20 protein-coding genes are annotated in these 24,485 nt (G+C 74.2%); 12 read left to right on the top strand and 8 right to left on the bottom strand.

What is annotated here, in order from left to right:
* Positions 1 to 200 precede the first annotated feature (200 nt).
* Both ACZ6ZR_RS20240 and ACZ6ZR_RS20235 read right to left on the bottom strand, forming a co-directional pair.
* The gene (locus ACZ6ZR_RS20240; protein WP_465644151.1) at positions 201 to 5,120 is read right to left on the bottom strand and encodes a DNA-binding protein; all 4,920 of its coding nucleotides are present in this window, start codon (positions 5,118 to 5,120) and stop codon (positions 201 to 203) included.
* Positions 5,121 to 5,164: 44 nt separating this feature from the next.
* Complete coding sequence (locus tag ACZ6ZR_RS20235; RefSeq protein WP_465644146.1) at positions 5,165 to 6,034, bottom strand: DUF4132 domain-containing protein; 870 nt, start codon at positions 6,032 to 6,034, stop codon at positions 5,165 to 5,167.
* Positions 6,035 to 6,605: 571 nt separating this feature from the next.
* Here ACZ6ZR_RS20235 and ACZ6ZR_RS20230 point away from each other — a divergent pair.
* Positions 6,606 to 8,426, top strand: coding sequence for a glycosyl hydrolase family 18 protein (locus tag ACZ6ZR_RS20230; RefSeq protein ID WP_465644149.1), 1,821 nt, complete (start codon positions 6,606 to 6,608; stop codon positions 8,424 to 8,426).
* A gap of 69 nt (positions 8,427 to 8,495) precedes the next feature.
* Here ACZ6ZR_RS20230 and ACZ6ZR_RS20225 read toward each other — a convergent pair whose 3' ends face one another.
* Positions 8,496 to 9,212: a DUF6193 family natural product biosynthesis protein gene (locus ACZ6ZR_RS20225; protein WP_465644144.1), complete on the bottom strand. Its 717-nt coding sequence runs from the start codon at positions 9,210 to 9,212 to the stop codon at positions 8,496 to 8,498.
* Positions 9,213 to 9,541: 329 nt separating this feature from the next.
* Between ACZ6ZR_RS20225 and ACZ6ZR_RS20220 the strand changes: the two genes are divergently transcribed.
* Both ACZ6ZR_RS20220 and ACZ6ZR_RS20215 read left to right on the top strand, forming a co-directional pair.
* A complete protein-coding gene (locus ACZ6ZR_RS20220; protein ID WP_465644142.1) occupies positions 9,542 to 10,258 on the top strand; it encodes a PIG-L deacetylase family protein in 717 nt (238 codons plus the stop codon).
* A 107-nt stretch (positions 10,259 to 10,365) separates the two neighbouring features.
* Positions 10,366 to 11,931: an AMP-binding protein gene (locus ACZ6ZR_RS20215; protein ID WP_465644141.1), complete on the top strand. Its 1,566-nt coding sequence runs from the start codon at positions 10,366 to 10,368 to the stop codon at positions 11,929 to 11,931.
* Between the two features lie 6 nt (positions 11,932 to 11,937).
* Here ACZ6ZR_RS20215 and ACZ6ZR_RS20210 read toward each other — a convergent pair whose 3' ends face one another.
* Entirely contained in the window at positions 11,938 to 13,167 is a 1,230-nt protein-coding gene (locus ACZ6ZR_RS20210) for a hypothetical protein (RefSeq protein WP_465644140.1), read from the bottom strand.
* 157 nt (positions 13,168 to 13,324) lie between these two features.
* Between ACZ6ZR_RS20210 and ykgO the strand changes: the two genes are divergently transcribed.
* From ykgO to ACZ6ZR_RS20190, 4 genes are all read left to right on the top strand, one after another.
* The gene (gene ykgO / locus ACZ6ZR_RS20205) at positions 13,325 to 13,447 is read left to right on the top strand and encodes a type B 50S ribosomal protein L36 (RefSeq protein WP_465644139.1); all 123 of its coding nucleotides are present in this window, start codon (positions 13,325 to 13,327) and stop codon (positions 13,445 to 13,447) included.
* A gap of 452 nt (positions 13,448 to 13,899) precedes the next feature.
* Positions 13,900 to 15,183: an MFS transporter gene (locus ACZ6ZR_RS20200; protein WP_465644137.1), complete on the top strand. Its 1,284-nt coding sequence runs from the start codon at positions 13,900 to 13,902 to the stop codon at positions 15,181 to 15,183.
* Positions 15,180 to 16,319 (top strand): NAD(P)-dependent oxidoreductase, encoded by a 1,140-nt coding sequence (locus ACZ6ZR_RS20195; RefSeq protein WP_465644136.1) that lies wholly within the window; start codon positions 15,180 to 15,182, stop codon positions 16,317 to 16,319. The genes ACZ6ZR_RS20200 and ACZ6ZR_RS20195 overlap by 4 nt, the downstream gene beginning before the upstream one ends.
* Entirely contained in the window at positions 16,303 to 16,950 is a 648-nt protein-coding gene (locus tag ACZ6ZR_RS20190) for a class I SAM-dependent methyltransferase (protein ID WP_465644134.1), read from the top strand. Before ACZ6ZR_RS20195 ends, ACZ6ZR_RS20190 begins: the two co-directional genes overlap by 17 nt.
* 69 nt (positions 16,951 to 17,019) lie before the next feature.
* On the opposite strand, the gene ACZ6ZR_RS20185 is transcribed toward ACZ6ZR_RS20190, so the two are convergent.
* Positions 17,020 to 17,496: a hypothetical protein gene (locus ACZ6ZR_RS20185; protein WP_465644133.1), complete on the bottom strand. Its 477-nt coding sequence runs from the start codon at positions 17,494 to 17,496 to the stop codon at positions 17,020 to 17,022.
* Positions 17,497 to 17,773: 277 nt separating this feature from the next.
* Positions 17,774 to 18,019 (bottom strand): hypothetical protein, encoded by a 246-nt coding sequence (locus tag ACZ6ZR_RS20180; protein ID WP_465644131.1) that lies wholly within the window; start codon positions 18,017 to 18,019, stop codon positions 17,774 to 17,776.
* A 93-nt stretch (positions 18,020 to 18,112) separates the two neighbouring features.
* Here ACZ6ZR_RS20180 and ACZ6ZR_RS20175 point away from each other — a divergent pair, with 93 nt between their 5' ends.
* Both ACZ6ZR_RS20175 and ACZ6ZR_RS20170 read left to right on the top strand, forming a co-directional pair.
* Positions 18,113 to 18,661, top strand: a complete 549-nt coding sequence (locus ACZ6ZR_RS20175; protein ID WP_465644130.1) for a hypothetical protein — start codon at positions 18,113 to 18,115, stop codon at positions 18,659 to 18,661.
* 52 nt (positions 18,662 to 18,713) lie between these two features.
* Complete coding sequence (locus tag ACZ6ZR_RS20170; RefSeq protein WP_465644128.1) at positions 18,714 to 19,121, top strand: nuclear transport factor 2 family protein; 408 nt, start codon at positions 18,714 to 18,716, stop codon at positions 19,119 to 19,121.
* A 192-nt stretch (positions 19,122 to 19,313) separates the two neighbouring features.
* Here the strand turns inward: ACZ6ZR_RS20170 and ACZ6ZR_RS20165 are convergent, their stop codons facing one another.
* A complete protein-coding gene (locus ACZ6ZR_RS20165) occupies positions 19,314 to 20,639 on the bottom strand; it encodes a tetratricopeptide repeat protein (protein WP_465644127.1) in 1,326 nt (441 codons plus the stop codon).
* Positions 20,640 to 20,797: 158 nt separating this feature from the next.
* Positions 20,798 to 21,451, bottom strand: coding sequence for a helix-turn-helix transcriptional regulator (locus ACZ6ZR_RS20160; protein ID WP_465644125.1), 654 nt, complete (start codon positions 21,449 to 21,451; stop codon positions 20,798 to 20,800).
* 369 nt (positions 21,452 to 21,820) lie between these two features.
* Between ACZ6ZR_RS20160 and ACZ6ZR_RS20155 the strand changes: the two genes are divergently transcribed.
* From ACZ6ZR_RS20155 to ACZ6ZR_RS20145, 3 genes are read left to right on the top strand one after another with little or no spacing between them, the layout of a single operon-like run.
* Entirely contained in the window at positions 21,821 to 22,066 is a 246-nt protein-coding gene (locus tag ACZ6ZR_RS20155; RefSeq protein ID WP_465644124.1) for an acyl carrier protein, read from the top strand.
* Between the two features lie 44 nt (positions 22,067 to 22,110).
* Entirely contained in the window at positions 22,111 to 23,346 is a 1,236-nt protein-coding gene (locus tag ACZ6ZR_RS20150) for a beta-ketoacyl-[acyl-carrier-protein] synthase family protein (protein ID WP_465644122.1), read from the top strand.
* Positions 23,343 to 24,485 (top strand): beta-ketoacyl synthase N-terminal-like domain-containing protein, encoded by a 1,143-nt coding sequence (locus tag ACZ6ZR_RS20145; protein WP_465644121.1) that lies wholly within the window; start codon positions 23,343 to 23,345, stop codon positions 24,483 to 24,485. Before ACZ6ZR_RS20150 ends, ACZ6ZR_RS20145 begins: the two co-directional genes overlap by 4 nt.

The raw sequence follows: 24,485 nt of genomic DNA, 5'->3' as shown, positions 1-24,485 counted from the left end.
GGGGGGGGGGGGGTGGGGGCGGGCGGGGGGGGGGGGGGGGTGGGGGGCCGGGGGGGGGGGGGGGGGGGGGGGGTGGGGGGGGGGGGGGGGGGGGGGGGGGGGGGGGGGGGGGGGGGGGGGGGGGGGTTTGGGGGGGGGGGGGGGGGGGGGGGGGGGGGGGGGGGGGGCCCCCCCCCCCCCCCCAAGGGGGTGACGGAGGGTCAGCGGCGCCGGCCGGCGCGCTTCACCTTGAGCTCCTCGAAGCGCGGCAGGTCGCCGTCCTGGATCCGCCGCCAGGCCCGGCGGTACAGCTCGGCCACCGGCGCGCTCGGCACCAGGACGCCGAGCGGCACGTCCTCCGCCGCGAGCTCGCCGAGCAGCGGGAGCTTCCAGCTCTCCAGCGGCACGTGCGGGCTGCGGCGCTCGGTCCAGGCGCCGGGCAGGAAGAGCGAGCGGCCCGCCCTGGTCCGGGTGGCCGTCACCACCAGCTCGGTGGCGGCCAGTTCGGCCCGCGCGGCCTTCAGCCGGGCCGGGCGCCAGCCGGTCCAGCGGGCGGTGTTCTTGTCCGTCGGGTCCGGCATCGCGAGCAGCATCAGGTAGAGCACCGCCGCGTCCTCGCCCAGCCCGTGCGCGGCACGCACCTCGGCCACCAGGTCGGGCACCGAACGGGACGGGTCCTGCGGCCACCAGGTGCCGTCCGCGCCCGTCTCGCCGGCCGCCGGGGCGCCCGGGTCGGCCAGCAGCGCGGCGAAGTCCGGCGAGGCGGCCAGCCGCAGCGCCACCTCGGCGGCGAACGGCCCGCCGTCGCCGCGCAGCACCGGCAGGTACGGGTCCTGGCCCGCCGCGTCCAGCAGCGCCGTGCGGATGCCCGGCGCGGGCTGGCTGTCGTGGGTGGCCATGATGACCGCGCCGTAGCGCTCGTAGCCCTCGCCGACCTCGGTCGGCGCGCCCGCCGACTTCTTGAAGTCCGGCAGGCTGACGTACCGTCCGAAGTCCAGGATCAGCCCCGGGTGGGCCAGCCGGGCCCGGACGGCGGCCAGCGCGGCCGGCAGGGCGGCGCGCAGCGGGTCGCCGGCGGGCAGCCGGTGGGCCAGCCAGGCGGCGGTGGCCACCGCGCCGGTCAGCACGTCGGCGGTGAAGCCGGTCAGGCCCTGCTCGGCCGGGACGCAGCGGTCGCCGCGCACCGTCCAGTCCAGGTCCCTGGTCAACTCCTGCGCCGCGTCCGGCTCCAGGACCGCCGCTAGCGCCTTGCCGGCCACCCACGGGGTGCGCAGGCCCTTGACCGCCTCGGCCAGCAGCGCCTCCGGCACCGCCAGCCGGCGGCCGAGCGCCCCGACCCAGACCGCCGCGACGGCCTCCACGTCCGGACCGTCCGCCCAGAGCGCGGCCGGGTCGGCCGGCAGCAGGGCTCGGACCAGGTGCTGACGGGTCGCCGTCGGCACCGCCCGCAGCTCGTCCCGGGCCACGGCGGCCTCGGCCACCTTCAGCCCGAGCACGGCGCGGGTCCCGGCGGCCAGGAAGTTCCGCTCCTGCGAGTCCACCTCGGGCAGCCCCGCCACCACCAGGGTGGCCAGGGTCGGGGTGACGCCGGTCAGTTCGGCGAACCGCTCGGCTGCCTCCGGCCGCCACGGCGCCGGGCCGCGCTCGGCCGCCAGCTCCAGGACCGACGACACGGCGGTCTCAGGACGGCCGGTGCCGCCGGTGCCGACCTCGCCGATCGAGCGGACGGTGTACGGCGCGGGCACCTCGAAGCGCTGCGCCGGGTCGTGGAACAGCACGGTGGAGACGGTCGAACCGTCCGTCAGCTGGTCGGTGTCGGCGAACAGCAGGAACGCTCCGCCGCCGAGCGCCAGCAGCGTGTCGTCGGTGCCGCTCCGGTGGTCGCCGCCGGAGCCGAGCAGGTGACTGCCCGTCAGCTCCAGCACGGCCTTGCGCCACAGCGGAGCCGAGCCGGTCAGGCCCAGCCCGGCCAGCTGCCCGGCGAACCAGGCGGCGGCCTCCCGCTGCTCCGGGTCCAGCGCGGTGGCGGCCCGCAGCGCGGCGATCTCGCCGAGCTCCGGCAGCTGCAGCCAGCCCACCGACTCGTAGGGCGCGTCGGGGCAGTCCACGTGCAGGGCACCGGCCGGCGCGGCGAGCGACTCCGGACGGGCGGCCGCGTTCAGGAAGGCGAACTGGCCCGCCACGTAGTGGGTCGCGTGCCGGCCCCACCAACGGGACAGCAGCCCGGTGCCGCTGAGCGCCGCCGAGACCTCCACGTCGGCCGGACCGCTCGGCGCGAGCACGGACGGTCCGCCGTCCAGCTGCTCGGTGAGCCGCGCCGCCACCTGGTCCAGCACGCTCTGCTGGCGGGCGGCGTAGCGCAGCACGCCGGCCAGGCCGGCCCGCAGCGCCGGGTGCGTCACCTGCGGCAGCAGGACGGCCAGGACGGCCTGGAGGTCGCCCGGCCGGTCGCCGTCCGCCGCCACGGCGGCCTTCAGCAGCGAGGAGGCGGTGCCCCGGTCCATCGCGCGCAGGGCGAGCGAGCCCGCCTCGTCGCGCGGGCGCAGGTGGTGCCAGTACCGCAGCGGGGGCAGCAGCGGCGTGCCCTCGGCGAACTCGCCCGGCACGTCGTCCGTGCGCAGCTCGGCCAGCAGGCCGCCGTCCTCCCGGAGCAGCTTGGCCCGGTAGCTGCTGCGCACCACGGCGACCGGCCGCTCGGCACCCGGGAAGACCACCAGCGCGTCGGGCGCCTCGGTGTCCCCGGGCAGGAAGACCTGACGGCCCGCCATGTCCTCGCCCCGGAACCGGCCGTCCGCCAGCTTGACGGAGCGCCAGCCGACCAGGCCGCCGGCCGGGCCGCAGGACGGCCCCGCGACGGCGTCCGGCTCCGGCAGCAGCCAGCCGGACACCCGGCGGGTGCCGGCCGGATCGCCCTTGGCGGAGTCGGCCAGGAAGGCGGGCAGCGAGGCGCGGCCGGTGGTGTTGCTCGCGGGGTCGTACTCGAACCAGGTGTACGGGTCCGTGCCGCCCGGGTCCTCCCAGACCCAGCACGAGGTGCCGTCGGAGATGATCCACCGGTCGCCCGGCAGGGCGGTGTCGCCGACCTGGACGACGCCCATGCCGGTGGTGAACCCGCCGCCGGCCAGCGGCAGTCCGTGGCTGCGCAGGGCGCCCAGCCAGGTGGTCCGCATGCCGCGGGTCTCGGTGCGCTCGCCGAAGGTGAAGGTCCGGTCGGCGGAGGTGTGCCAGTAGCCGGCGGAACGGTGGTTGTTGGCCCGCGACTCCCACTGCACCAGCAGCGAGCCGTCGGTGTAGAGGTAGCCCCGGTCCCGGTCGTTGGCGTCACCGGCCGGGATCCGCAGGTCGTGCACGAGCACGGCGCCGTCGGCGCCCAGCACCCGGGCCTGGGACGGGCCGGCCGCGATCAGGTACGGCCACGCGTCCGCGACGATGATCCCGTCCACGTCCTTGCGCGGCACCAGCTCCGAGGTGGCCGAGTCCCAGGCGTCCCAGCCCAGTTCGTCCATGATGCCGGTCCGCAGCGCCTCGGCGACGGTCTCCCCGAGGTCGAAGGCGGCCGCCGCCCGCACCTCCTCCTCGGCCAGCGCGAGCACCTCGCCCGGCAGCCAGCCGAGCCGGGAGAGCGCGGTCGGCAGCCCCGGCAGCCCGGCGGCCGCCGAGGCCCTGGCCACCGTCGCCGCCCACTCCGCCAGCAGCGGGCGGCCACCCGGGGAGGCGGCCAGCACCGAGAGGGCCGTCCGGCCCTCGTGGTCGTCCGAGATCCGGTTCAGACCCTGGCGGAACGCGGGGTGGAAGCGCTCGTCGGCGGCGAGCGCCAGCAGGTCGCGGCGGCCCTCGTCCTCCTGCGCCCACTCCTCCAGGAGCAGCCCGGCGTTCTCCTGCGGCTCCTCCAACGGGAGCCCCAGCGCCAGGAGTTGGTCCGCCAGGTCGACGTCGGCCAGCACCAGCGGCAGCGTCTCCCCGGTGCCCGCGAGCTCGGCCCGCAGCTGCCCGGCCATCCGCTCCACCAGCGCGTACAGCGCCGGGATCCGGGAGACCCGGCGCCAGCCGCGGTCCCGCCAGGCGGTGAACCGGCGGAACCAGCCCGCCGCGCCGTCGGCCGGGCGCCGCCCCTCGGGCAGCGCACCGTCCACCAGGCCCGCGTCCGCGCCCGACTCGGCGAGGATCTCCAGCCACAGGCCCGGGAGTTCGCGGTCGTCGCCGGTCGGCATCAGGTCCAGCAGCCGGCCGCGCACCGCTTCGTCCCGCCGCGCCAGCGCGATCAGCGCGGAGCGGTGGCCCTTCCACCAGCCGCCCGCCGCCCGCAGGGTGGCCGGCAGCTCCAGCAGCTCGGCCAGGTACTCGCCCTCCGCCGCGTCCGGGTCGGCCCCCGCCGCCTTGGCCAGGCGGCGCAGGTCGGTCGCCATCTGCGCCGAGGGCTGCAGGCCACCGGCCGTGCGGCGCACGCACAGCTCGCGGAAGCGCTCGAACGCCTCCGGGGCCGGCACCCGGGCGGCCAGCTCCTTGCCGTACCCGGCGAGCACCTTGACGGGCAGCGCGCCCGCCAGGGCGAACTCCAGGAAGACCGCGTCGAGGCGCTCCTCGTCCAGAGCCAGGCCGTGCTGCGCCTCGGCGCGGCGGGCCTTGGTGAACATCTGCGAGGCGTAGGTGACGTTCTCCACCCCGAGGAAGACCCGGCCGGCCTGCTCGTAGAAGGTGGGCAGGAAGTGCGGCACGGCGGCCGCGAGGCGACCGGCCAGCTCCTGGTAGGCGTCCAGTGCGGCCTTCGGCTTGGACTTGGCCTGCCGGGCGATCCGCTCCAACTCCGGCATCACGCCCAGCGCGTGGTGCCCGTCCGCCGGGTGGTGGGCGAGCACCCACTCCGGGAAGCCGAGCGCCTGGCGCAGGCCGAGGCCGACATCGGCCGGCTCGCCCTGCGGCTCCAGGCCGAGGTAGCCGGCCGCCAGGTCCTCGGCGGTGCCCAGCTCGGCCGGGACCAGGCGGACCACGATCCGGCCGTCGACGGCTGGGTGGTGGTAGGTGCGCGCGGTCAGCGGCACCGCGCGGCGGCCCGCGCCCTCGGTGCCGGGCGGCAGCACCGCACCGGCCAGCAGCAGCTCCTCGGCCTGAGCCGGGGTCAGTATCCGACCTTGGGTCTGCACCGTGTCCTCGGTCAACGCCCCGCCGTCCTTCGTGGTGGTCCCGCTCACGCTTCCTCGCCCTCCTGCTGCACGGAACGGCCGGCGTACAGCGCCGCGGCCATCCGCATCCCCTCCGACCAGGCCACCGCGCCGACCTCGCGCAGCGGCAGCGCCCGGCCGTCCTCGCCGTGCCAGCTCAGCCCGCCGGTCTCCGAGTCGCCGTCCCAGTAGGGCTCGCCGATCCAGACGTTGGCCTCCACGGTGCGCAGCCCGTCCCGGATCCGGGACGAGGCGTAGCCGCCGGTCACCTTGTAGCCGAGCGCGGTGGCGCGGGCGGCCAGGCCGAAGCGGGACGGGAACTTGCCGCCCGCGAACTCCCGCACCTCGGTGGCGTTCTCGGCGAGCCCGTCCGGGCGCTCCCAGGTGGCGCGGTGGATCTGCTCCACGCCCTGCGTCACCCCGAGCTCGGCGGCGAACTCGCGCAAATCGTCCAGGTCCGGCAGCAGTACCGGGTGCGGGAAGGTGACGGTGGCGGGGGAGATCCGGACGGTCTCGCCGTCCAGGTCCACCAGCCGCAGCTCGCCCTCGGCGGTCACGTCGCGGAGCAGACCGACCTCGGTCTCGTCCGCGCCGACCACCACCAGGTCGCGCAGCGCCGCCTGCCAGGCGGCGTCCGGCCAGACCTCGGCCAGCAGCCCGGTCGGGACGGGCAGTGAGGAGACCATCCAGGCGTCCGCCTGGGCCACGCAGGAGGCGGCGTGCCGGTCCAGCCATTCGGCGAAGCGGCGCAGCTTCTCGGTCTCCGGATGCTCGCGGACCGCCTTCGGCAGGGTCTTCAACTCCCGCCCCGCTGCCCGTCCGGACGTCGAACGTGCCGTCACCTTGCCCTCCACCAGGGATATTTCGTACCCCTCGCCAGCCGCAAGCCAGCCCATGCGCTTCACACCTCGATCTCGTGCCACGTACGTGTCAAGTCGTCGAAAACCACCGCAGAGACGGAGGGAGTCGGACACTCCGTGCGGTGTTGCGGCAAAGCTAGCGGCTCGGACGGACAGTCCGCTCCACCGGGGCACCGGCGGAGCGGGCCGGCCGAGGGGCCGTCAGGGCGGGTGAATGCGGGGCCGGTTCGCATTCATCCGGTGCCCGTTCGGTGCGCGGGGGTGATTCACGGGAATTCCGGCGGCCCCGTTGAGCAGTCGCTTCTCCGGCTGGAAAGGGGGATCCGCAGTGTCCGCAGCCCGATTTTCCGCCATTCCCTCCCCCCGGTCGAGCGGGCCACGGAATTCCGGAACGGGCCCGGGCGGTGCCGTGCTGGCGGTCCGTCAGGGCGCACGGGGGACGGCAAAGCAGGAGTAAAGGTCAAGTGGTCTGGACCTATTGACGAGTTGGTACGGACCTTTCTAAGGTCGGCGGAGCAGCCGCGACGGCCGTGCGGCTCGCTCGGACTCCCCACCCCCTTCGTCCGTTCCCCCACGTCGAGGAGCCCCGTTGAGCACTCGAACCACCATGCCCAGAAGCAGGTTCAGGCCGGCCGCGGCCGGCCTGACCGCGCTGGTGCTTCCGTTGGCCGCCGTCGTCGGCCTGTCCACCCCGGCCCAGGCGGCCACCTCGGCCACCGCCACCTTCGCGAAGGGCTCCGACTGGGGCAGCGGCTTCGGCGGCTCGTGGACCATCAAGAACACCGGCACCACCCAGCTCACCTCCTGGACCGTCGAGTGGGACTTCCCCGCCGGCACCAGCGTCGGCTCCGCCTGGGACGCCACCGTCACCAACACCGGCACCCACTGGACCGCCAAGGACAAGGGCTGGAACGGCACCCTGGCCCCCGGCGCCACCGCCACCTTCGGCTTCAACGGCGTCGGCCCCGGCAGCCCCAGCGGCTGCAAGCTCAACGGCGGCTCCTGCGACGGCACCGAGACCCCGGGCGGCAACAAGGCCCCCTCCGCCCCCGGCACCCCGACCGGCTCCGACGTCCTGGAGACCTCACTCAAGGTCACCTGGGGCGCCGCCACCGACGACGCCGGGGTCAAGAACTACGACCTCTTCCGGGACGGCGTGAAGATCGCCACCGTCGCCGGACTCACCTACGCCGACAGCGGCCTGACGGCCGGTACGACGTACGGCTACACCGTGGTCGCCCGCGACACCGAGGACCTGACCGGCCCGGCCAGCGCGGCCGGCGCCATCAGGACCGCCGGCACCGTGATCGACCCGGGTGACAAGGTCAAGCTCGGGTACTTCACCAACTGGGGCGTCTACGGCCGCAACTACCACGTGAAGAACCTGGTGACCTCCGGCTCCGCCGCCAAGATCACCCACATCAACTACGCCTTCGGCAACGTCCAGGGCGGCAAGTGCACCATCGGCGACGCCTACGCCGACTACGACCGTGCCTACACCGCCGACCTCTCGGTGGACGGCAAGGCCGACACCTGGGACCAGCCGCTGCGCGGCAACTTCAACCAGCTGCGCAAGCTCAAGCAGCTGTACCCCCACATCAAGGTGATCTGGTCCTTCGGCGGCTGGACCTGGTCCGGCGGCTTCGGCCAGGCGATGCAGAACCCGGCCGCCTTCGCCAAGTCCTGCCACGACCTGGTCGAGGACCCGCGCTGGGCCGACGTCTTCGACGGCATCGACCTGGACTGGGAGTACCCCAACGCCTGCGGTCTGAGCTGTGACACCAGCGGCGCCGACTCCTTCAAGAAGATGATGCAGGCGATGCGCGGCGAGTTCGGCAACGACCTGATCACCGCGGCCGTCTCCGCCGACGCCTCCACCGGCGGCAACATCGACAAGGCCGACTACGCGGGCGGCGCCCAGTACATGAACTGGTTCAACGTCATGACGTACGACTTCTTCGGAGCCTGGAACGCCAAGGGCCCGACCGCCCCGCACTCCCCGCTCACCTCGTACGACGGCATCCCGAAGGCCGGCTTCAGCTCCGCCGAGGCCATCGCCAAGTACAGGTCCATCGGCGTCCCCGCGAGCAAGCTGCTGCTCGGCATCGGCTTCTACGGCCGCGGCTGGACCGGCGTCACCCAGTCCGCCCCGGGCGGCACCGCCACCGGCGCGGCGGCCGGCACCTACGAGACCGGCATCGAGGACTACAAGGTCCTCAAGAACACCTGCCCCGCCACCGGCACGGTCGCCGGCACCGCCTACGCCCACTGCGGCACCAACTGGTGGAGCTACGACACCCCCGCCACCATCAACTCCAAGATGGCCTGGACGAAGTCGCAGGGCCTGAAGGGCGCCTTCTTCTGGGAGTTCAGCGGCGACACCTCCAACGGTGAGCTGGTCAGCGCCATCAACACCGGCCTGAAGTAGGCACGTCCGCCGTCTGACGGCCCGTCGGTCCCCGTGACCGGCGGGCCGTTCGGCGTTTCCGTCGTGGCCTCAGAGCAGCGAGACGAGAGTGCGCCAGCCGGGGAGCCTCGCGACTGCGAAGGCGACCGCCGCGGCCGGGGTGTCGACCTGGGCGAGCGTCGGGCCGTTCCAGGTCTCCTTGACGGTGTAGAGCCGTGTCTCGTGCGGGGCCAGCAGGGAGAGGAACGGCGGGACGTCGGGGGCGGTGTCGGGTGCGGGCGCGAAGCTGAGGGCCCAGTGGCTGGTGTACGGGTAGAGCTCTCGCAACTCGGGTGCGGCGTGGGCCGCTTCGACCAGCGCCAGGTGCTCGGGCCAGTCCGCGTCCCGGGCCTGCTTCAGCAGCCACACCCACTCGGCGGCGACGAGCTCGGCGGTGGTGCCGTCCGTCACCTCCGGTCGCCCACTGAGGACCTCGAAGTGCGCGGCCGCGGCGATCGCGTCGAGGGAGTCCCCTCGGGCCCAGGCCTCGACCACGGGCGGGAGGTGGCCGAGGTCGTCCGTGCGGCCCGAGAGCAGCAGGCCGTTGCTGCCGAACGCGGTGACGCTCCAACGGCGTTCGGAGGGGTGCGCGGAGACGGCCAGCGACTTCCGGTGCGGGAGGGGGCCGGAGACGGTGGCCTGGCGCAGCGGGTCCGCGGCCGGGGAGGCCAGGTCGAGCGCCGGGCACAGGGTCCGGAGCGCGGCGGCGAGGCTCCCGTGCTCGGCCACGTCGGGGTAGAGCGTGGCCGGGTTCGGCTCTGGCGGCACCGTGGGCTCCGATCATGAGTGGGCGGGGAAACCCTAGTGGCCCGTGGCCCGCTCCGGAAGCGCCGTGGCGGGGCGCCTACGGGGGTGCGGACCGTCACGTAGAGGACGGTGGTCCTGCCGCCCTTCCCCGACCGAACCGGCTCTGGCCGCGCAGGGCCCGATTCCGGTTTCCCCCGGGCACTCGGCGCAGCTCCGGCAGGCTCTCGCCCTGGTCCTCGGTGTCGCTCACCACGTTGCGGGAGCGGTGCTTCGTGGGCGCTGTAGTGTGGTGAACCACCTTGGCAAGAGGGGGACTTGTGGCACTGGAGACGGCGGGCAGCGTACTGGCCGTGTTCGCACACCCGGACGACGAGTCGTTGGCAGCCGGCGGCTTGCTGGCCGCCCGGGCCGCCGCCGGGGCGCGGACGGCGGTGGTCACCGCGACCTGGGCGGCGGGTACCGGCCGGGCGGGGGAGTTGGCGGCGGCGGTGGGCATCCTGGGTGCGGGGGAGCCGCGGCTGCTCGGGTACGCCGATGCCAAGGTGCCGGAGTCGGCGCCGGGGGCGGTCCGCTGGTGCGACGTGCCGCTGGAGGAGGCGGTGGGGCGGCTGGTGGCGCACATCCGGGAGTTCCGGCCCGAGGCGGTGCTCACCCATGACGCGTACGGCGGCCTGACCGGGCACCCCGACCACCGCCAGACCCACCGGGTCACCCTGCTCGCCGCCGAGGCGGCCGGGCTCGGCCTGCTCCACCCCGAGGCCGGGCCCGCCTGGCGGCCCGCTGCCGTCTATGCGGCCACCCATCCGGAGTCCGTGGCGAGGGAGTTGGGGCGCCGGCTGGCCAAGCCGGGCAGGGTGCTGTACGCGATGCCGGACGGGCTGGTGGGGGAGGAGGTGGACGTCCGGCCGTGGGTGCGGACCAAGCTGTGCGCGATCTTCGCCCACCGCAGCGAGGTCGAACGCGGGGCGCTGCCCGGCCGGTTGGCCGCGATGGGTGCGGCCGAGCGGGAGGCGCTGACCGGCACCGAGTGGTACGTCCGCCACGAACTCGGGCAGCTGTCGAACTGAGGCTCCGTCAGGATCGTTGCGGGCAAAGCCGCTTGCCGTACTGGATCACTCGACTAGGCTGGCGCTTCGGACACCAACGAAACCATCGACCCCAGGAGGCACCGGCCATGAGCGACGCGGAGTTCGTCAGCGCCCCCGCCCTGATCCTCCGGTCCCTGTCCCGGGAACCGGACCGCACGGCGATCACCACCGCCGAAGGCACCGCGATCACCGCGGGCGAGTACGTCGCCGCGACCCACCGGCTGGCCCACGAGCTGATGGCCCGGGGCGTCGGCCGCGGCACGACCGTCTCCCTGCTCACCGGCAACACCCCCGAGGCGCTCGGCGCCCGGCACGCCGCAGGGCTGGCGGGCGCGCGGGTGGTCAACCTCTACGACGGCATGAGCGTCGAGGTGCTCGCCGAGATCGTCCGCAGCGTGGACACCGCCGTCCTCCTGGTGGACGCCGAACGGTACGCGGGCGCGGCGGAGTTGCTCGCCCTGGTCGACGTCCCGACCGTGCTGACCCTCGGCCCGGGCCCGAAGGCGGACGAGGAGCCGATCGGCGCGGACGTGATCGCCGCCTCGGCCACCCGGCCCGCCTCGCCCCCGGACGTGCTGGTCGGCCCCGACGACCACCTGGGCATCCGGCACACCGGCGGCACCACCGGCATCCCCAAGGGCATCCTCAGCCTGCACGGGCCCTACCGCCGGGCCTTCGACGTCCCGTTCGGCCCCACCACCGGCCAGCGACCCCGCTTCCTCGCCGCCACCTCGCTCGCCCATCTCGCCGGCGTGCTCAGCGACCTGACGCTCCACCACGGCGGCCAGGTCTTCCTGCAGCGCTCCTTCGAGCCCGGCGCGGTGCTGGCCGCCGTCGAGCGCGAGCGGATCACCGACCTCTGGGTCCTGCCCGCGCTGCTCCACCGCCTGCTGGACCACCCGGCGATCGCCCGCACCGACCTCTCCAGCCTGCACCGCGTCAGCTACGGCGGCAGCGTCGCCTCACCGACCCGCCTGCGCGAGGCACTTGAGGTTTTCGGGCCGATCCTGACGAGCGGTTACGGGATGTCGGAGGCGATGAACATCGCCGTCCTCGAACCCCAGGACCACGACCGGGTCGGACACGACGGCCGGATCGCCGTCGGCCGACCGCTCCCCGGCGTCGAGGTCGAGGTCCGCGCCGCCACCGGCGCCGCCCTGCCGGCCGACCAGGAGGGCGAGATCCACGTCCGTTCGCGCGGCCTGATGGCCGGCTACTGGAAGCGGCCCGACCTCACCGCCGAGGTGCTGCGCGACGGTTGGCTGAAGACCGGCGACATCGGCTACCTCGACCGGGACGGCTACCTCTACCTGGCCGACCGCAGCTCGGACAAGATCATCGTGGTCGGCGGCCACGTCCACCCCTCCGAGGTCGAGGACCTGCTGCTCACCCACCCGGCCGTGGCCCAGGCCGCCGTGCTGGGCCTGCGCGACGACCAGGAGGTCGAGCACGTCCACGCCGTGGTCGTCCCCGCCCCCGGGCAGCACCCCGAACTCGAGGACCTCCGCGCCTTCGTCACCACCCACAAGGGCCGCATCTACGCACCGGAGGCCCTCCACCTGGTCCCCGAGATCCCCCTCACCCCCGTCGGCAAGCCGGACAAGAAGCGCCTGCGCGCCACCATCGACCGGCCGGAGGAACGTCAGGGCTGACCGCGCTCAGCCGCCGCCGAGGCGGGCCCGCGCCGCGCGGCGGACCTCCGGGGTCTCCAACGGGTCGTCAGCCAACCGGGCCAGCCGCTCCCGTACCTGCGGCAGGTCCGGGGCCTCGGCGACGGCCAGCAGCCGGGCCTGCTCCTCGCAGTCCCAGAGTGACTCGGTGTACGCGCGGTCCAGGCCGGTCCGGTCGACGGCGGCCAACGCCCGCAGGTAGTCGGGCCGTTCGTAGGAGTGCGGGGTACCCAGCCAGAGGCGGCGCAGCAGCGGGACGGCCTCGGCGGACGCGGAGCCGAAGCGGGCCAGTCCGGCCGTGAGCAGCTTGGGGCCGCACCACTCGCGGTGCTCCAGCTCGGTGCGCAGGTGCGCGGTCAGGACCGGGAGGTCGACGGCTTCGCCGTGCGAGGCCAGCACGTCGAGGCCGATCCAGACCAGCCAGCTCCGGTCGTCCGCGACCCACGCACGGGCGGCCGCCAGGGCGAGGGCCCCGCACCGCTCGACGGCCCTGGAGAGGAACGGCAGCTGGTACTCGCCGTCGCGGGTGCCCAGGGACGGCACCAAGGGGAGCAGGTCCGGCTCCGGCGCGCGGTACGAGAGGATCCGCAGGGCCCAGCCCTTCGTGCCGTCGGGTTCGTCCGGATCGGCGAGGACCGCGATCAGGCGCCGGCTCGTGGGTGTCAGCTCGACCTCCCGGAGGCGGTGCGGGTGGTGCCGGCGGGCAGGTGGATCGAAGAGCAACCGTACGATCTCCGCTGCGTCGGAGGGCAGTTGCGGGTCCCGCGCGAGCCTGGCGTACGCGACCTCGGCCATGTCCCGCCACCACGCGCCGGGCCGGTGGTCCGTGACCGAATCCAGGAGTTCGAGCCAGTGCTCGCCCTCCCGTACGTGGGTGCGCAGGGCGTCCCGGGCCTGCCGCGATCCCGCCGTCGCGAGCAACTCCAGCACGCCGGCGGCGCGTTCGCACGCCTTCTGGTCACCCGCGAGCAGCTCGACCACCGGGCCGAGCGGCAGCTCCAGGTCCCGGAGCAGCCGCGCCAGGTAGACGTCCCGCTGGTCCACCGAGTCCCACCGCCAGTCGTACCGCACGCAGTCGTACACGGTCTCGGCGGCCGCCACCGGGTCCTGGGCGGCCAGCACCGCACCACCGCCCCGGCCCCGCTGCAGCATCCCCGCCATGGTGTCGGCCGCCGCGTACCGTCGCCCGCTCTCCGGTACATCGTTCACTTCGTTCATCGGTGCGGAGCCTGCCCCGGACCGGCCCTCGCCGTCATCCGGTTTTCGGGTGATCCTCGTACTTCGGAGCAACGACGGTGGAATGAACGGTCCGGGGCACGTGTTGGCGGAGTGCGGCCGGCATGAGCGGGTCGTGGAACGAGCGGAAGGGGTTCCCATGAAGGTCCGCAATTCACTCCGATCGCTGAAGAACAAGCCCGGCGCCCAGATCGTGCGCCGCCGCGGCAAGGTCTACGTCATCAACCGGAAGGACCCGCGCGCGAAGGCCCGCCAGGGCTGAGTTCCGGGTCCGGCGGCTCGTCCGCGGGCGTCCGGCACCGCCCCCGAGGTGCCCTCCGCCCGGTGTTGGAGAGGTCACTCCATTACCGGGCGGAGGGATACCCTCCTCTCCATGCCCGGGCCCTCCCGGTACAGCGACGCGGCGGTGCGCCTCGCTGTCGCCGCTTTCCGCAACGGACGGAGTTGCTGGCCGAGCTGTGGCTGCGCACGGTCGAACGGTTCCAGCGGCCGACCTGCTGTCAGCACCCGGGTTCCCGGCCGCCGGTCCGTGACGCCCGCCCGGGAGAGGGAAGCGGTTCTGATGCCGCGTCAGTCCCGGCTCTCCGGCTTGCTGGTCTCTGACGTCCGCCCGACCTGGGACCTGGGTGGGTGCGGCGGCGCCCGCGCCTGGCACGATCGGCGGTGCACGTGTTCGCGCCCGTCAGGGTGCCCCGACCACCGTCACGGAGAACCATGACCAGCCCCGCCGCCAGCCCCGGCCCCGGCACCGGCCCTGTCGTCCCGATACCGGACCGGGCCGCCGCTGCCCAGCGCCGCGTCCTGCGGGTGCTGGTCGCCTCGCAGATCCTGAGCGGCGCCGGCCTCGCCGCCGGGATCACGGTCGGCGCGCTGCTGGCCCAGAAGATGCTGGGCTCGACCGGCCTGGCCGGACTGCCCAGCGCGCTCTTCACCGGCGGGTCCGCGCTCACCGCCGTGGCGGTCGGCCGGATCTCGCAGACCGGTGGACGGCGGCCGGGCCTGGCCGGGGGATACCTGGTCGGCGCGCTCGGCTCGGCCGGGGTGATCGTTGCGGCCGTCCTCGACCAGCCCGTCCTGCTCTTCCTCGCGCTCTTCGTCTACGGCGCCGGCAGCGCCACCAACCTCCAGGCCCGCTACGCCGGCGCCGACCTGGCCGCCCCGAACCGCCGCGCCCGCGCCGTCTCCACCGTCCTGGTCGCCACCACCCTCGGCGGAGTGGCCGGACCCAACCTGGCCGAGCCCACCGGACGGTTCGCCGAGGCGATCGGCATCCCCGCACTGGCCGGGCCGTTCCTGCTCTCGGGGACCGCCTACGCGCTCGCGGCCTGCGTACTGGCGCTCTTCCTCCGGCCCGATCCGCTGCTGCTGGCACGGGAGTTGGCCTCCGAACAGGAGGCCGCCGCCGCGACGCCCGGCCGGACGGAGGCGGCCGCCGAGGGCACCACGGGCTCCGGCGGGCTGATGCTCGGCGTGCTGGTGATGGTGGTGACCCAGTTGGTGATGGTCGCCGTCATGACGATGACCCCCGTCCACATGCACGACCACGGCCACGGCACCGCCGCCTCCGGACTGGTCATCGCCGTGCACATCGGCGCGATGTACCTGCCCTCCCCGCTGACCGGCTGGCTGGTGGACCGCTACGGGCGGATGCCGCTGGCCCTCGCCTCCGGCGCCACCCTGCTGGCCGCCGGACTGATCGCCGCCACGGCCCCCGCCGACTCGGTCGGCCTGCTCGCCCTGGCCCTCGCCCTGCTCGGGATCGGCTGGAACTTCGGCCTGGTCACCGGCACCACGATCATCACCGACACCGTCCCGCTGGCGACCCGGGCCCGCACCCAGGGCATGGTGGACGTCACCATCGCGCTGGCCGGCGCCACCGGCGGCATCACCTCCGGCCTGATGGTCTCCGCCACCAGCTACCCCGCACTCGCCCTCACCGGCGGCGTGCTCTCACTGGCCATCCTGCCCGCCGTCGCCCTCTCCGCGAGGAGGCCGTGAACGGCCGGGTACTGGTCGTCGACCCCGCGCCACCTGACGAGGCGTTGGCCGAGCTGGCGGCCCTCGAGGCGATGGGCCTGCGGCCGACCGTCAACCTCCGCCGCGTCACCGACCCCGTCCTGCGCGAGCGACTCTCCGCACGTCGGCCCTCCATCGACACCGTCGACTTCGACGGCTTCGACCCCGAGCAGCTCGCCACCCACCTGGAGGACGGCGGCCGGGGCTACGAGGCCCTCAAGTGCCGGGCCGGCATCCCACTCACCCGCACCGTCCTGACCCGCGCCACCGCCCCAGGACTGCGACGGCGCCTGACCCTGGCCGGCCGCGCGGCCACCGGCTCCGAGACCTTCGACCACCTGGCCGCCCGGGAGTTGGGCGTCACCCTCCTGACCACCCCCGGTGCCAACGCCGCCGCCGTCGCCGAACTCACCCTCGCCCTCGCCCTCGACGCCCTGCGCGGCGTCTCCCGCCGTTCGGCCGCCCTGCACGACGGCGACTGGACGGGCGCCGCCGCGGGCCTCCCCGTGACCGGTCTCGCGGGCGCGCGGTTCGGCCTGGTCGGCACGGGAGCCATCGCCCGGCAGGTGGCCGGCTTGGCGGCGGCCTTCGGCGCGGAGGTGCTGGTGCACGGCTCGCCCCGCTTCACGCCCGAACGCGCGGAGGGCTGGCCGGGACGCCGGGTCGGTTCGCTGGCCGAACTGCTGACGGCGTGTGAGGTCGTCTCGGTGCACGTGCCGGCCACGGCGGAGACGGCCGGCCTGATCGGGGAGCCGGAGCTGCGCCTGATGCGCCCGGGGTCGGTACTGGTGAACACCGCCCGGGCGAGCGTCGTCGACGAGACCGCCCTCGACCTCGTCCTCCGCGACCCGTCGGCGGGCCTGGCCGCCGCCGGCGTCGACGTCTTCGACCGGGAGGGCGCCGCCGCCTACGGCTCGGTGCTCGCCGGAAACCCGTACTGCACGCTCTCGCCGCACGCGGCGGGGATGACGCGGGCCGCGACGCGGGAAGCCTCACGCCGCCTGCTGGCCGCGTTCGCGGCGGCGCTGGGTTCACGTGCCGGAGCTGCCGGAGCTGCCGGAGACGCAGGCGCCGGCGGGGGTGGCACTATGCTGCGTCCGCATGACAGATTTCAGTGATCAGCGCGCGTACTGGGACGGCGTCGGCGCGACGAAGACGTTCACCCACCCACTGAACCTCGACTGGCTGGCCGGGGCGGACCGGGACGCCCGGGTGTTGGACTACGGCTGTGGATACGGCCGCCTGATGGCCGAGTTGAGCGTGTCCGGTTTCCGTGACGTGTCAGGGGTCGACCTGTCGCCGGTGCTGATCGAGCGGGGCCGCCGGGCCGTGCCGGAAGCGCGGTTCGACGTCCTGGAGTCCCCGCCCGCGCTGGCGGCCGAGACCGGGAGCTTCGACGTGGCGCTGCTGTTCGCGGTGCTGACCTGCGTGCCCGACGGGGAGGCCCAGCGCGCGCTGGTCGCGGAACTGCACCGGGTTCTGGCACCCGGTGGTCTGCTCTACGTCAGCGATCTGCTGCTCCAGGACGACGAACGCAACCGGCTCCGGTACGCGGACCACGCCCGGGAGTTCGGCGGTCCGTACGGGGTCTTCCGCACCGGCGACGGGGCGGTCTGCCGGCACCACGACCTCGCCGACCTGCGGACTCTGCTGGCCGCCTTCGAGCCGGTGGAGGAACAGCGGCTGGAAGTCTCCACGATGGACGGCAACCGCGCGCGAGCGGTACAACTGCTCCTGCGCAGGAGGTAGTTCAACCTTCCTGGTACGCGCCGCCGGTAGCCATGCCGAGGATGCGCCGGATCGGCAGCTCCTGGATGATCAGTTGGAATCCAACTGAGGGGAGGGCGGGGTGTGGAGGGTGAGGTGGACGGCCTCGTCGTGGAGGGTGGCGGTGCTGGTGACGGCGACCGTTTCGGTGGTGATGGTGGCTATGGTGAGGATGTGGTCGCCGAGGGTGAGGCGTCGGCCCTCGACTGCGCTGCCGTCGACGAAGAGCCAGCCGGTGCCAGTGGCCGGGGGGTTGGGGCCCGAGGTGGTGGTGGAGAGGAAGTCGTGGAGGAGGGTGGTGGGGTCGAGGGTGAGGGGCATGCGGTGGGTGGTGACGCGGGCCAGCAGGGTGCGGTCCTCGTAGTAGCTGAGGTCCAGTTGGTGGGTCAGGCCGTTCGTGCCGGACCGTCCGGCGTGGCGGAGCCAGGTGGGGTGGGGGCGGGCGAGGGCGGCGGCCGGGCAGCCGAACTCCCGCAGCAGCTCCGGCCAGTCGGGCAGCTCGGGGAGCGGGGCGGGGCTGCGGGACATGACGGCTCCTCGGAGGGGCACGCGGTGGGTGCGACGGCGGTGCCCGCACAGCATGGCAGTTCGGGGACGGTCCGTGGGCGGGAATTCCCAGGTGGGGCAAGGCGATTGGCCGGTCGTCGAAAGGTTGGGGGAGGTGGGGGGAAGTGCTCGGGGCCGTAGAACGGTCGTGGGTGTACACGCGGTCGGGGAAAGGGACGTCCCGACGCGAGCGCCGACGGTGAGGCCAGGATCGCGGGCACCGTTCTCCGGGCGTACGTGCTGCCGGGCCTGAACGTGGTCAGGAGCCGAAGACCTCGTCCGGGGTGAGGCCGTGGTCGGTCGGGCGGCCGGCGTCGACCCAGGTGCGGTAGGCCGGGGCGGCGAGGCGGTGTGCGCGGTCGAGGGTGTCGCCGTGATGGCGGTCGGCGGCGACCAGGCCGGTCAGGTACTCGGCCGTGCTGAGGCCGGCCTTGGCGGCGGTGGCTTCGAGCCAGTCCGCGAGGTCGGCGTCCAGCAGCAGCGGGTCCAGTTGACGCAGCGTCATGGGACCACAGTACCCGCGTGACGGAGGCGGGGGCAGGGATCGGGGCCGGGGCGGGTGAGAATGGCGGTCGGTGGACGGGAGAGGAGGCGGGTGGTGGCGGGGCGGAAGCCGGGGATCGACCGGGAGACCGTGAAGGCCAAGATGGCCGCGTTGCGGCGGGAGCATGCACTGCGGCGGACGGTCGAGGCGCTGGCGGAGTGGTGGTCGGCGCACTTCGACAGCCCGTTCCGCCTGCTCGGCGCGGTACTTGCGGAGGAGCCGGAGCAGTGGGTGGAGCTCGGGCCGGTGGTGGCGGAGGTCGCGCGGGCCGTGGCGGTGCCTACGCCGAGCGAGCCGCAGGTCGTCGTGCCGTTCGAGGAGCTCTGGCGGGCGGTGGGCGAGGTGGCCACGCTGCCCGGGCCAGGGGCGGAGGTGACCCTGGTGGTCAGGGAGGGGGAGGCTGTCGTCGCACTGCGGCTGACGGGGCACCAGTTCCGGAGCGCGGCGGAGGTCTGGCTCACGCCGGAGGGCGGGCTGCACGCCGTCCTGTTCGCGGACGGCACGGTGCTCGCGCTGGAGCGCGACCGGGCGTACTCACCGGGCGGCACACTGCCCACCGACCACGTCGCGCTCTGGAGGGGGCTCCCGGAGGCGCGGCCCTGAGTGTGGTTGGCTGGTGGTGTTGCCGGTCCGTACGAGAGACGAGGTGCCCGTCGTGTCCGCCACGCCGCAGGAGATCTTCCAACGCTACGTATACGCCGGTGCGATGACGCGCGATGCCGCCGCCCTGGCCGAACTCTTCACCGAGGACGGGGTGTTGGAGGCGCCACTGCTGCCCGACGGCTCGGCCTTCCCCCGGCGGATGGCGGGGCGGGAGGCGATCCGTAGCGGGCTGGCGGAGTACTACGCGCGGCCGGTGGGCGGCCCGAAGGCGCCGAACCTCGAGAAGTCGGGGTACGTGCTGCACACCACCGGCGACCCGGACGTCTTCATCGCGGAGATCGACACCGTGTTCGACGGGGAGGACGGCGCGGAGGAGGCCGTCTCCCTGGTGCAGGTGTTCCGCCTCCGGGACGGGAAGATCGCCCGCCTGCGCGACTACTTCGCGCCCACGCTGGTCTGAGCCCGGCGGTCCCGCCGGGGAGACGGATGGCGACCGGCCGTCCGGTCAGGTGACGATGCTGCGATGACCCGACCCCTCCGACGACCTCGCACGCCGGGGCTGGGAGGTGGAGCGTCTCCGATGGCGCGTCGAGGGGGTGTGCGCGTACGGGGCCGAGGCCGCCGTGCTCTTCCGGGGGGAAGGGTAGTCGGGTCAGTCCGGCAGGGAGGCCAGGTCGGTGCGGGCCGTTGCGGCGTGGAGGGGGTGGAAGGCGGGGTTGGTGGTCAAGGCCCGGGTGAGGTGGGTGCGGGCCTGGGTGGTGTGGCCGAGGGAGAGCTCGATCTCGCCCAGGTGGAACTCGAACAGGGCGTTCCGCCAGCCGAGTTGGAGGCTCTGCTCGGCCAGTACGAGGGCCTCGGCGTCGGCTCCGGTGCGGTGCAGGGCCCAGGCGAGCGCGTCCGCGACCAGGGCGTGCCGGCGCCGGGACCACTCGGTGCGCAGCAGGCGGACGGCTTCGGCGGGGTCTGCGTGGTCGGCCTCGTACTGACCGAGGGAGAGGTCGTCGTTGACGCCGTTGGCGGCGGCCAGCCGCTGCTCGGCGGCGAGGAGTCGGTACTGCTCCCGGGCCTGGTCCTGGTGGCCGAGAGACTCGTGCAGCTCGCCGAGTTCGAGCAGGTACTGGGGCAGCGGTACCCGGGCGATGGCGGCCGTGTAGTCGCGGACGGCCTCGTCGGTCCGGCCGAGGGCGGTCTCGGCGCGGGCCCGGCCGGCCAGCGCGGGGGTGTAGGACGGGTCGGCGGCCAGGGCGTTCAGGTAGCCGCTGAGGGCTTCGTCGAAGTGCCCCGCGTTCCAGTCGAGTTCGGCGATCTGGTGGTGGCAGAAAGCGCGGTCGGCGGGAGCGTGGGCCGAGGCCAGGGCCTGGCTCAGAGCGGCTCGGGCGTCCTCCGTGCGGCCGTGCTGTTCGAGATGGTAGGCGGCGCGGGTGAACGAGGCGGTGCCGGGCCGGCGGTCGAGGAGCTGCTGGACCGCTTCGGTCGCGCCGAGGTCGTCCCCGAGCTGGGTCCGGGCGTCGGCCAGGACCGCGTACGCGGGCCAGTGTGCGGAGTCGGCGGCGATGGCCCGCTCGGCGTGGTCGCGGGCCTGGTCGAAGAGGTGGCGGGCGTTGGCCAGGGCGCCGAGCCCGGTGAGGGTTTCGGCGTTGGTGTGCGGGGCGAGGGAGAGGGAGCGGCGGAGGGCCTGTTCGGCCTGGGGGTAGTAGGCCGGGTCGGCGGTGAGCCGGGCCTGCTCGACGTACTCGGATCCCAGCCTGGCCCAGGTGGTGGCGTCGTCCGGCAGGGCGCGCAGGCGCTGCTGGTCGGCGGCGATGGCGCGCCCCAGTGGATCGGCCCGGGCAGGGGTGGGGGAGTCCGGGGCGGGGACGGCTTCGGGTCGGCGCTGTCCAGGATCGGTACCGGTGCGGGACCGGTCGATGGTGCCGCCGAGGGCGGCGAGGCCGGCGGCTAGTGCGAGGGTGGTGAGCAGGAGCGCTAGGCGGCGCACAGGAGCCTCTCAGGACGGGCGCTTCGGGTACGGCGGTGGATCGGCGCTGCGACGGGCGGGCGGGGGGGGGGGGGGGGGGGGGGGGGGGGGGGGGCCCCCCCCCCCCCCCCCCCCCACCGCCCTTTTCCCGAAGGCCTGCCGAATTCAGTGCGCCGGATTCATCCGCTACAGGTCTTGCGGGTTTCTCCGCGCGGCTGGATGGTGTGCAGGAGTCCCATCCGGTTGGCCAGTGAACCCGCCTGGAAACGCGATTCCGCACCGAGGTGGTCCATCACCCGGGCGACGTGCCTTCGGTACGTGCGGACGGACATCTGGAGTTTCCGCGCCGCGGTTTCGTCCTTGCAGCCGGCTTCCAGCAGTTCGAGCACCTGCACGGTGGTCTCGTCCTCCAGGTCCAGTCCGCAACTCCGGAACACGTCCAAGGTGACGGCCGACTGCCAGAGCGCGGCGAACGTGTTGCACAGGGCGGAGACTATGGAGGGATTGCGAATGACGAGCACTTTTTCCGCGAAGCGGCCGTCGTGCGGTCTGAGGATGGCGATGCGGCGGTCGAGGACGATCACCTCGGGCAGCTGGGCCCCGGTGACCCGCACGTCGGCGCCCTCGTCGCCCAGCCGGGCCACGTGACCGTCCCGCTGGAGCGCGGCGTCGCTGCCGCACAGCGCGGACACCCGGTGCCCGCCGGCTAACAGCTCGCCCTGGAGTAATCGTAACGACGGGAGCAGATGGCCCTCCTCGGGCCAGGCGTCCCAGAGCTCGGTCGGGCGACGGGAGGCCTCCAGCCGGAATCTCTCGAACAGCTCTCTGCGCACGTGCGAGAGGGAACAGGGTTCGACCTCCCTTAGTTGGACCGCCTCCCCTCGTACCGACAGGTGGGCCGGAGTTCCGTGGAATCCGACGTTCCGTTCGCCGACAAGGTCCTGACCTTGCAACGTGGGCCCCCGTTTGGTGTGTCGCGTGTGTCCAGAGTTGCCACGGCAGCATAACCGGCGATTGTCAGACTTGCCACAGTCCACGGGAGTTGGTTGACAGCCGGCGTCTCGAATGCCGGAATCCGCCCGGCACGACGGCCCGCCAAGATCACCGACTAGCAGCAAGCTGCCACATCGGGCCGCACGCGGAGGCCTCCCGAATACCTTGGCAGCCAAGCCGATACCCGTTGACACCCGGAGGCGATAAACATGGCTGCATTGACCGACGAGCGCCGCACCGTCATCAAGGACATCGTCTGCGATGTACTCGAAATCGATCCCGAAGAGCTGACCGACAGCAGCTATTTCAAGGACCACGGGGCCGACTCGCTGCGCGCGATCGAGATCCTGGCCGGTCTGGAGAAGAAGTTCTCGGTGACCATCGACCAGGGCGAGCTGAGCCGGATGGTCAACCTCGACGGAATCTTCGCGGTCATCGCCGACGTCACCGACTGACCACCCGGACCGCCGGACCGCGCTCACATACGTGGGGAGTTGACATGACCAGCCGAGTCACCGATCCGCAGCAGCGGGTCGTGGTCACCGGAATCGGTGCCGTCACCAGTATCGGCATCGGCCCGCGGGCATTCCTGGACGGCCTGCGGGCCGGGCGCGGATCCGCGAAGCCGATCACCGCGTTCGACACCGACGGGTTCGCCCATTCGCTGGGCTGCGAGGTGGCCGGCTTCGAACCCGCCGACTGGCTCCACCGGCACCGGCCCGAAGAGCTCGGCCGGGCCGCCCAGTTCGCGGCGGCGGCCGCCCGGATGGCCGCCGGGGACGCGGGCCTCGACGAGCCGGGCCTGCGGGCCCGGCGGGCGCTGGTCGCCGTCGGCACCACCGACGGCGAGTCCCGCGACCTCGACGCCCTGGTGGGCGCGCAGGTCCGGTCGGGCCCCTCGGCGGGCGACCCGGTGGTCGCCCGCCGGGTGCCGACCGTCCGGCTGGCCACCGGGGTCGCCCGCGAGCTCGGCCTGACCGACGTCGAGGCGGTCGCCATGCCCACCGCCTGCGCCGCCGGCAACTACGCCATCGGGCACGGCTACGACGCCGTGCGCGCCGGGGACGTCGAGGTGGCCCTGTGCGGTGGGGCGGACGCCGTCTGCCTCAAGACCTTCGCCGGTTTCTACCGGCTGGGCACCATCGCGCCGGAGTGCTGCCGCCCGTTCGACGTCTCGCGCGAGGGCATCCTCACCGGCGAGGGCGCCGGGATCCTGGTCCTGGAGTCCCTCGCCGCGGCCCGCGCCCGGGGCGCCCGGATCTACGCCGAGGTGCTCGGCTACGGGCTGAACTGCGACGCCCACCACCCCGTCGCCCCGGACCGGGACAGCATCGCCCGCTGCATGCGGATCGCCCACGCCTCGGCCGGGATCGAGGCCGGCCAGGTCGACTTCATCTCGGCCCACGGCACCGGCACCCGCGCCAACGACGTCACCGAGGCGGCCGCCATCCACCAGGTCTTCGGCCAGGACGCGCCGCCGACCGTCTCGATCAAGTCGATGATCGGTCACTCCATGGGCGCCGCAAGCGCGTTGGCCGCCGCGGCCAGCGCGTTGGCCATCGCCGAACAGTTCATCCCGCCCACCATCAACCACGTCGAGACCGACCCGGAGTGCGCCGTGGACTGCGTGCCCAACCAGGCCAGGCCCGCCGAGCTGCGGATCGTCCAGAACAACGCGCTGGCCTTCGGCGGCAACAACGCGGTGACCCTCTTCGGCCGCGTGGAGGACGAGTGAACCCCGCACCCGGCGGGCTGCCCGAGGGCGCCCGGATCGCCGGCCGGGGCGTGGTGAGCGCCCTGGGTCGCACCGTCCCCGAGTTCTTCGAGGCGCTGTGCGCCGGCCGCACCGCGCTGGCCCCGCTGCGCGCCTTCGACCGCGAACGGTTCGGTCTGCGCCACGCCTACGAGATCGACGACCGGCCGGCCGGCGGCGCGGACCTGCCGCTGCGGGCCACCGCCTGGCTGTGCGAGGCGGTCGCGCTGGCGGCGGCCGACGCCGGCGTCGAGGACCTCCGCACGGTGCCGATCCTGGTCGGCACCGGGTTGCGCGAACTGCGCACCGCCGAGCTGCACCACCTGGCGGGCACCACCGCCGACCCGGCCGAGCTGTACTTCGGCACCGCCCTGCGCGAGCGGTTCGGCGCCACCCGCACCCACACCTTCGCCAATGCCTGCGCCGCCTCGCTGTACGCCTGCGGCCTGGCCGAGGACCTGCTGGCCGCCGGCGAGGCCGACACCGTGGTGGTGGCCGGGGTCGACTCGGTCACCGAGAGCATGCTGGGCCTGCTGGACCGGGTCCAGCCCGGCCACCCCGAGGCCGTCCGGCCGTTCGACCCGGGCCGCAAGGGGGTGCTGCTCGGGGAGGGCGCGGCCGCGGTGGTGCTGCGCCGCGGCGGGCCCGCCCAGGCGGTGCTGCGCTCGGTCGCCCTGGGCTGCGACGCCCACCACGTGACCGCCCCCGACCCGGAGGGCATCCTGCGCACCGTCCGGGAGGCGCACCGGCGGGCCGGCCTCACCGCCGGGGAGGTCGACCTGGTGATGGCGCACGGCACCGGCACCCTGCTCAACGACGAGGCCGAGGCCACCGCGCTGAGCAAGGCCTTCGCCGGCCACCGGCCCACCGTGACGGCCGTCAAGGCCGCCACCGGCCACACCTCGGGGGCCTCCGGGCTGATGGCGCTGACCGTCGCGGTGGAGTCCGTCCGGACCGGGCGGATCCCGCCCACCAGCGGCGTGCGCGAGCTGGTGCCCGAGGCCGCCGGACTGGACCTGGTGCTCGGCGCCGAACGGCGCCGGCCGGTCCGGGTCGCACAGATCGACGCATTCGGATTCGGCGGCCTCAACGCGGTCGCCCTGGTGGAAGGGACGGTCTGA

The sequence above is a fragment of the Kitasatospora sp. NPDC088742 genome (assembly GCF_055584905.1).
The sequence above is the reverse complement of the archived record's forward strand: the minus strand, read 5'-3'. Positions and strand labels throughout refer to the sequence as shown.

Coding starts and splice junctions, on each gene's coding strand:
- ACZ6ZR_RS20235 (WP_465644146.1), bottom strand. CDS start 6,034: ATGGGCTGGCTTGCGGCTGGCGAGGGGTACGAAATATCCCTGGTGGAG.
- ACZ6ZR_RS20230 (WP_465644149.1), top strand. CDS start 6,606: ATGCCCAGAAGCAGGTTCAGGCCGGCCGCGGCCGGCCTGACCGCGCTG.
- ACZ6ZR_RS20215 (WP_465644141.1), top strand. CDS start 10,366: ATGAGCGACGCGGAGTTCGTCAGCGCCCCCGCCCTGATCCTCCGGTCC.
- ACZ6ZR_RS20210 (WP_465644140.1), bottom strand. CDS start 13,167: ATGAACGAAGTGAACGATGTACCGGAGAGCGGGCGACGGTACGCGGCG.
- ykgO (WP_465644139.1), top strand. CDS start 13,325: ATGAAGGTCCGCAATTCACTCCGATCGCTGAAGAACAAGCCCGGCGCC.
- ACZ6ZR_RS20200 (WP_465644137.1), top strand. CDS start 13,900: ATGACCAGCCCCGCCGCCAGCCCCGGCCCCGGCACCGGCCCTGTCGTC.
- ACZ6ZR_RS20190 (WP_465644134.1), top strand. CDS start 16,303: ATGACAGATTTCAGTGATCAGCGCGCGTACTGGGACGGCGTCGGCGCG.
- ACZ6ZR_RS20185 (WP_465644133.1), bottom strand. CDS start 17,496: ATGTCCCGCAGCCCCGCCCCGCTCCCCGAGCTGCCCGACTGGCCGGAG.
- ACZ6ZR_RS20180 (WP_465644131.1), bottom strand. CDS start 18,019: ATGACGCTGCGTCAACTGGACCCGCTGCTGCTGGACGCCGACCTCGCG.
- ACZ6ZR_RS20155 (WP_465644124.1), top strand. CDS start 21,821: ATGGCTGCATTGACCGACGAGCGCCGCACCGTCATCAAGGACATCGTC.
- ACZ6ZR_RS20150 (WP_465644122.1), top strand. CDS start 22,111: ATGACCAGCCGAGTCACCGATCCGCAGCAGCGGGTCGTGGTCACCGGA.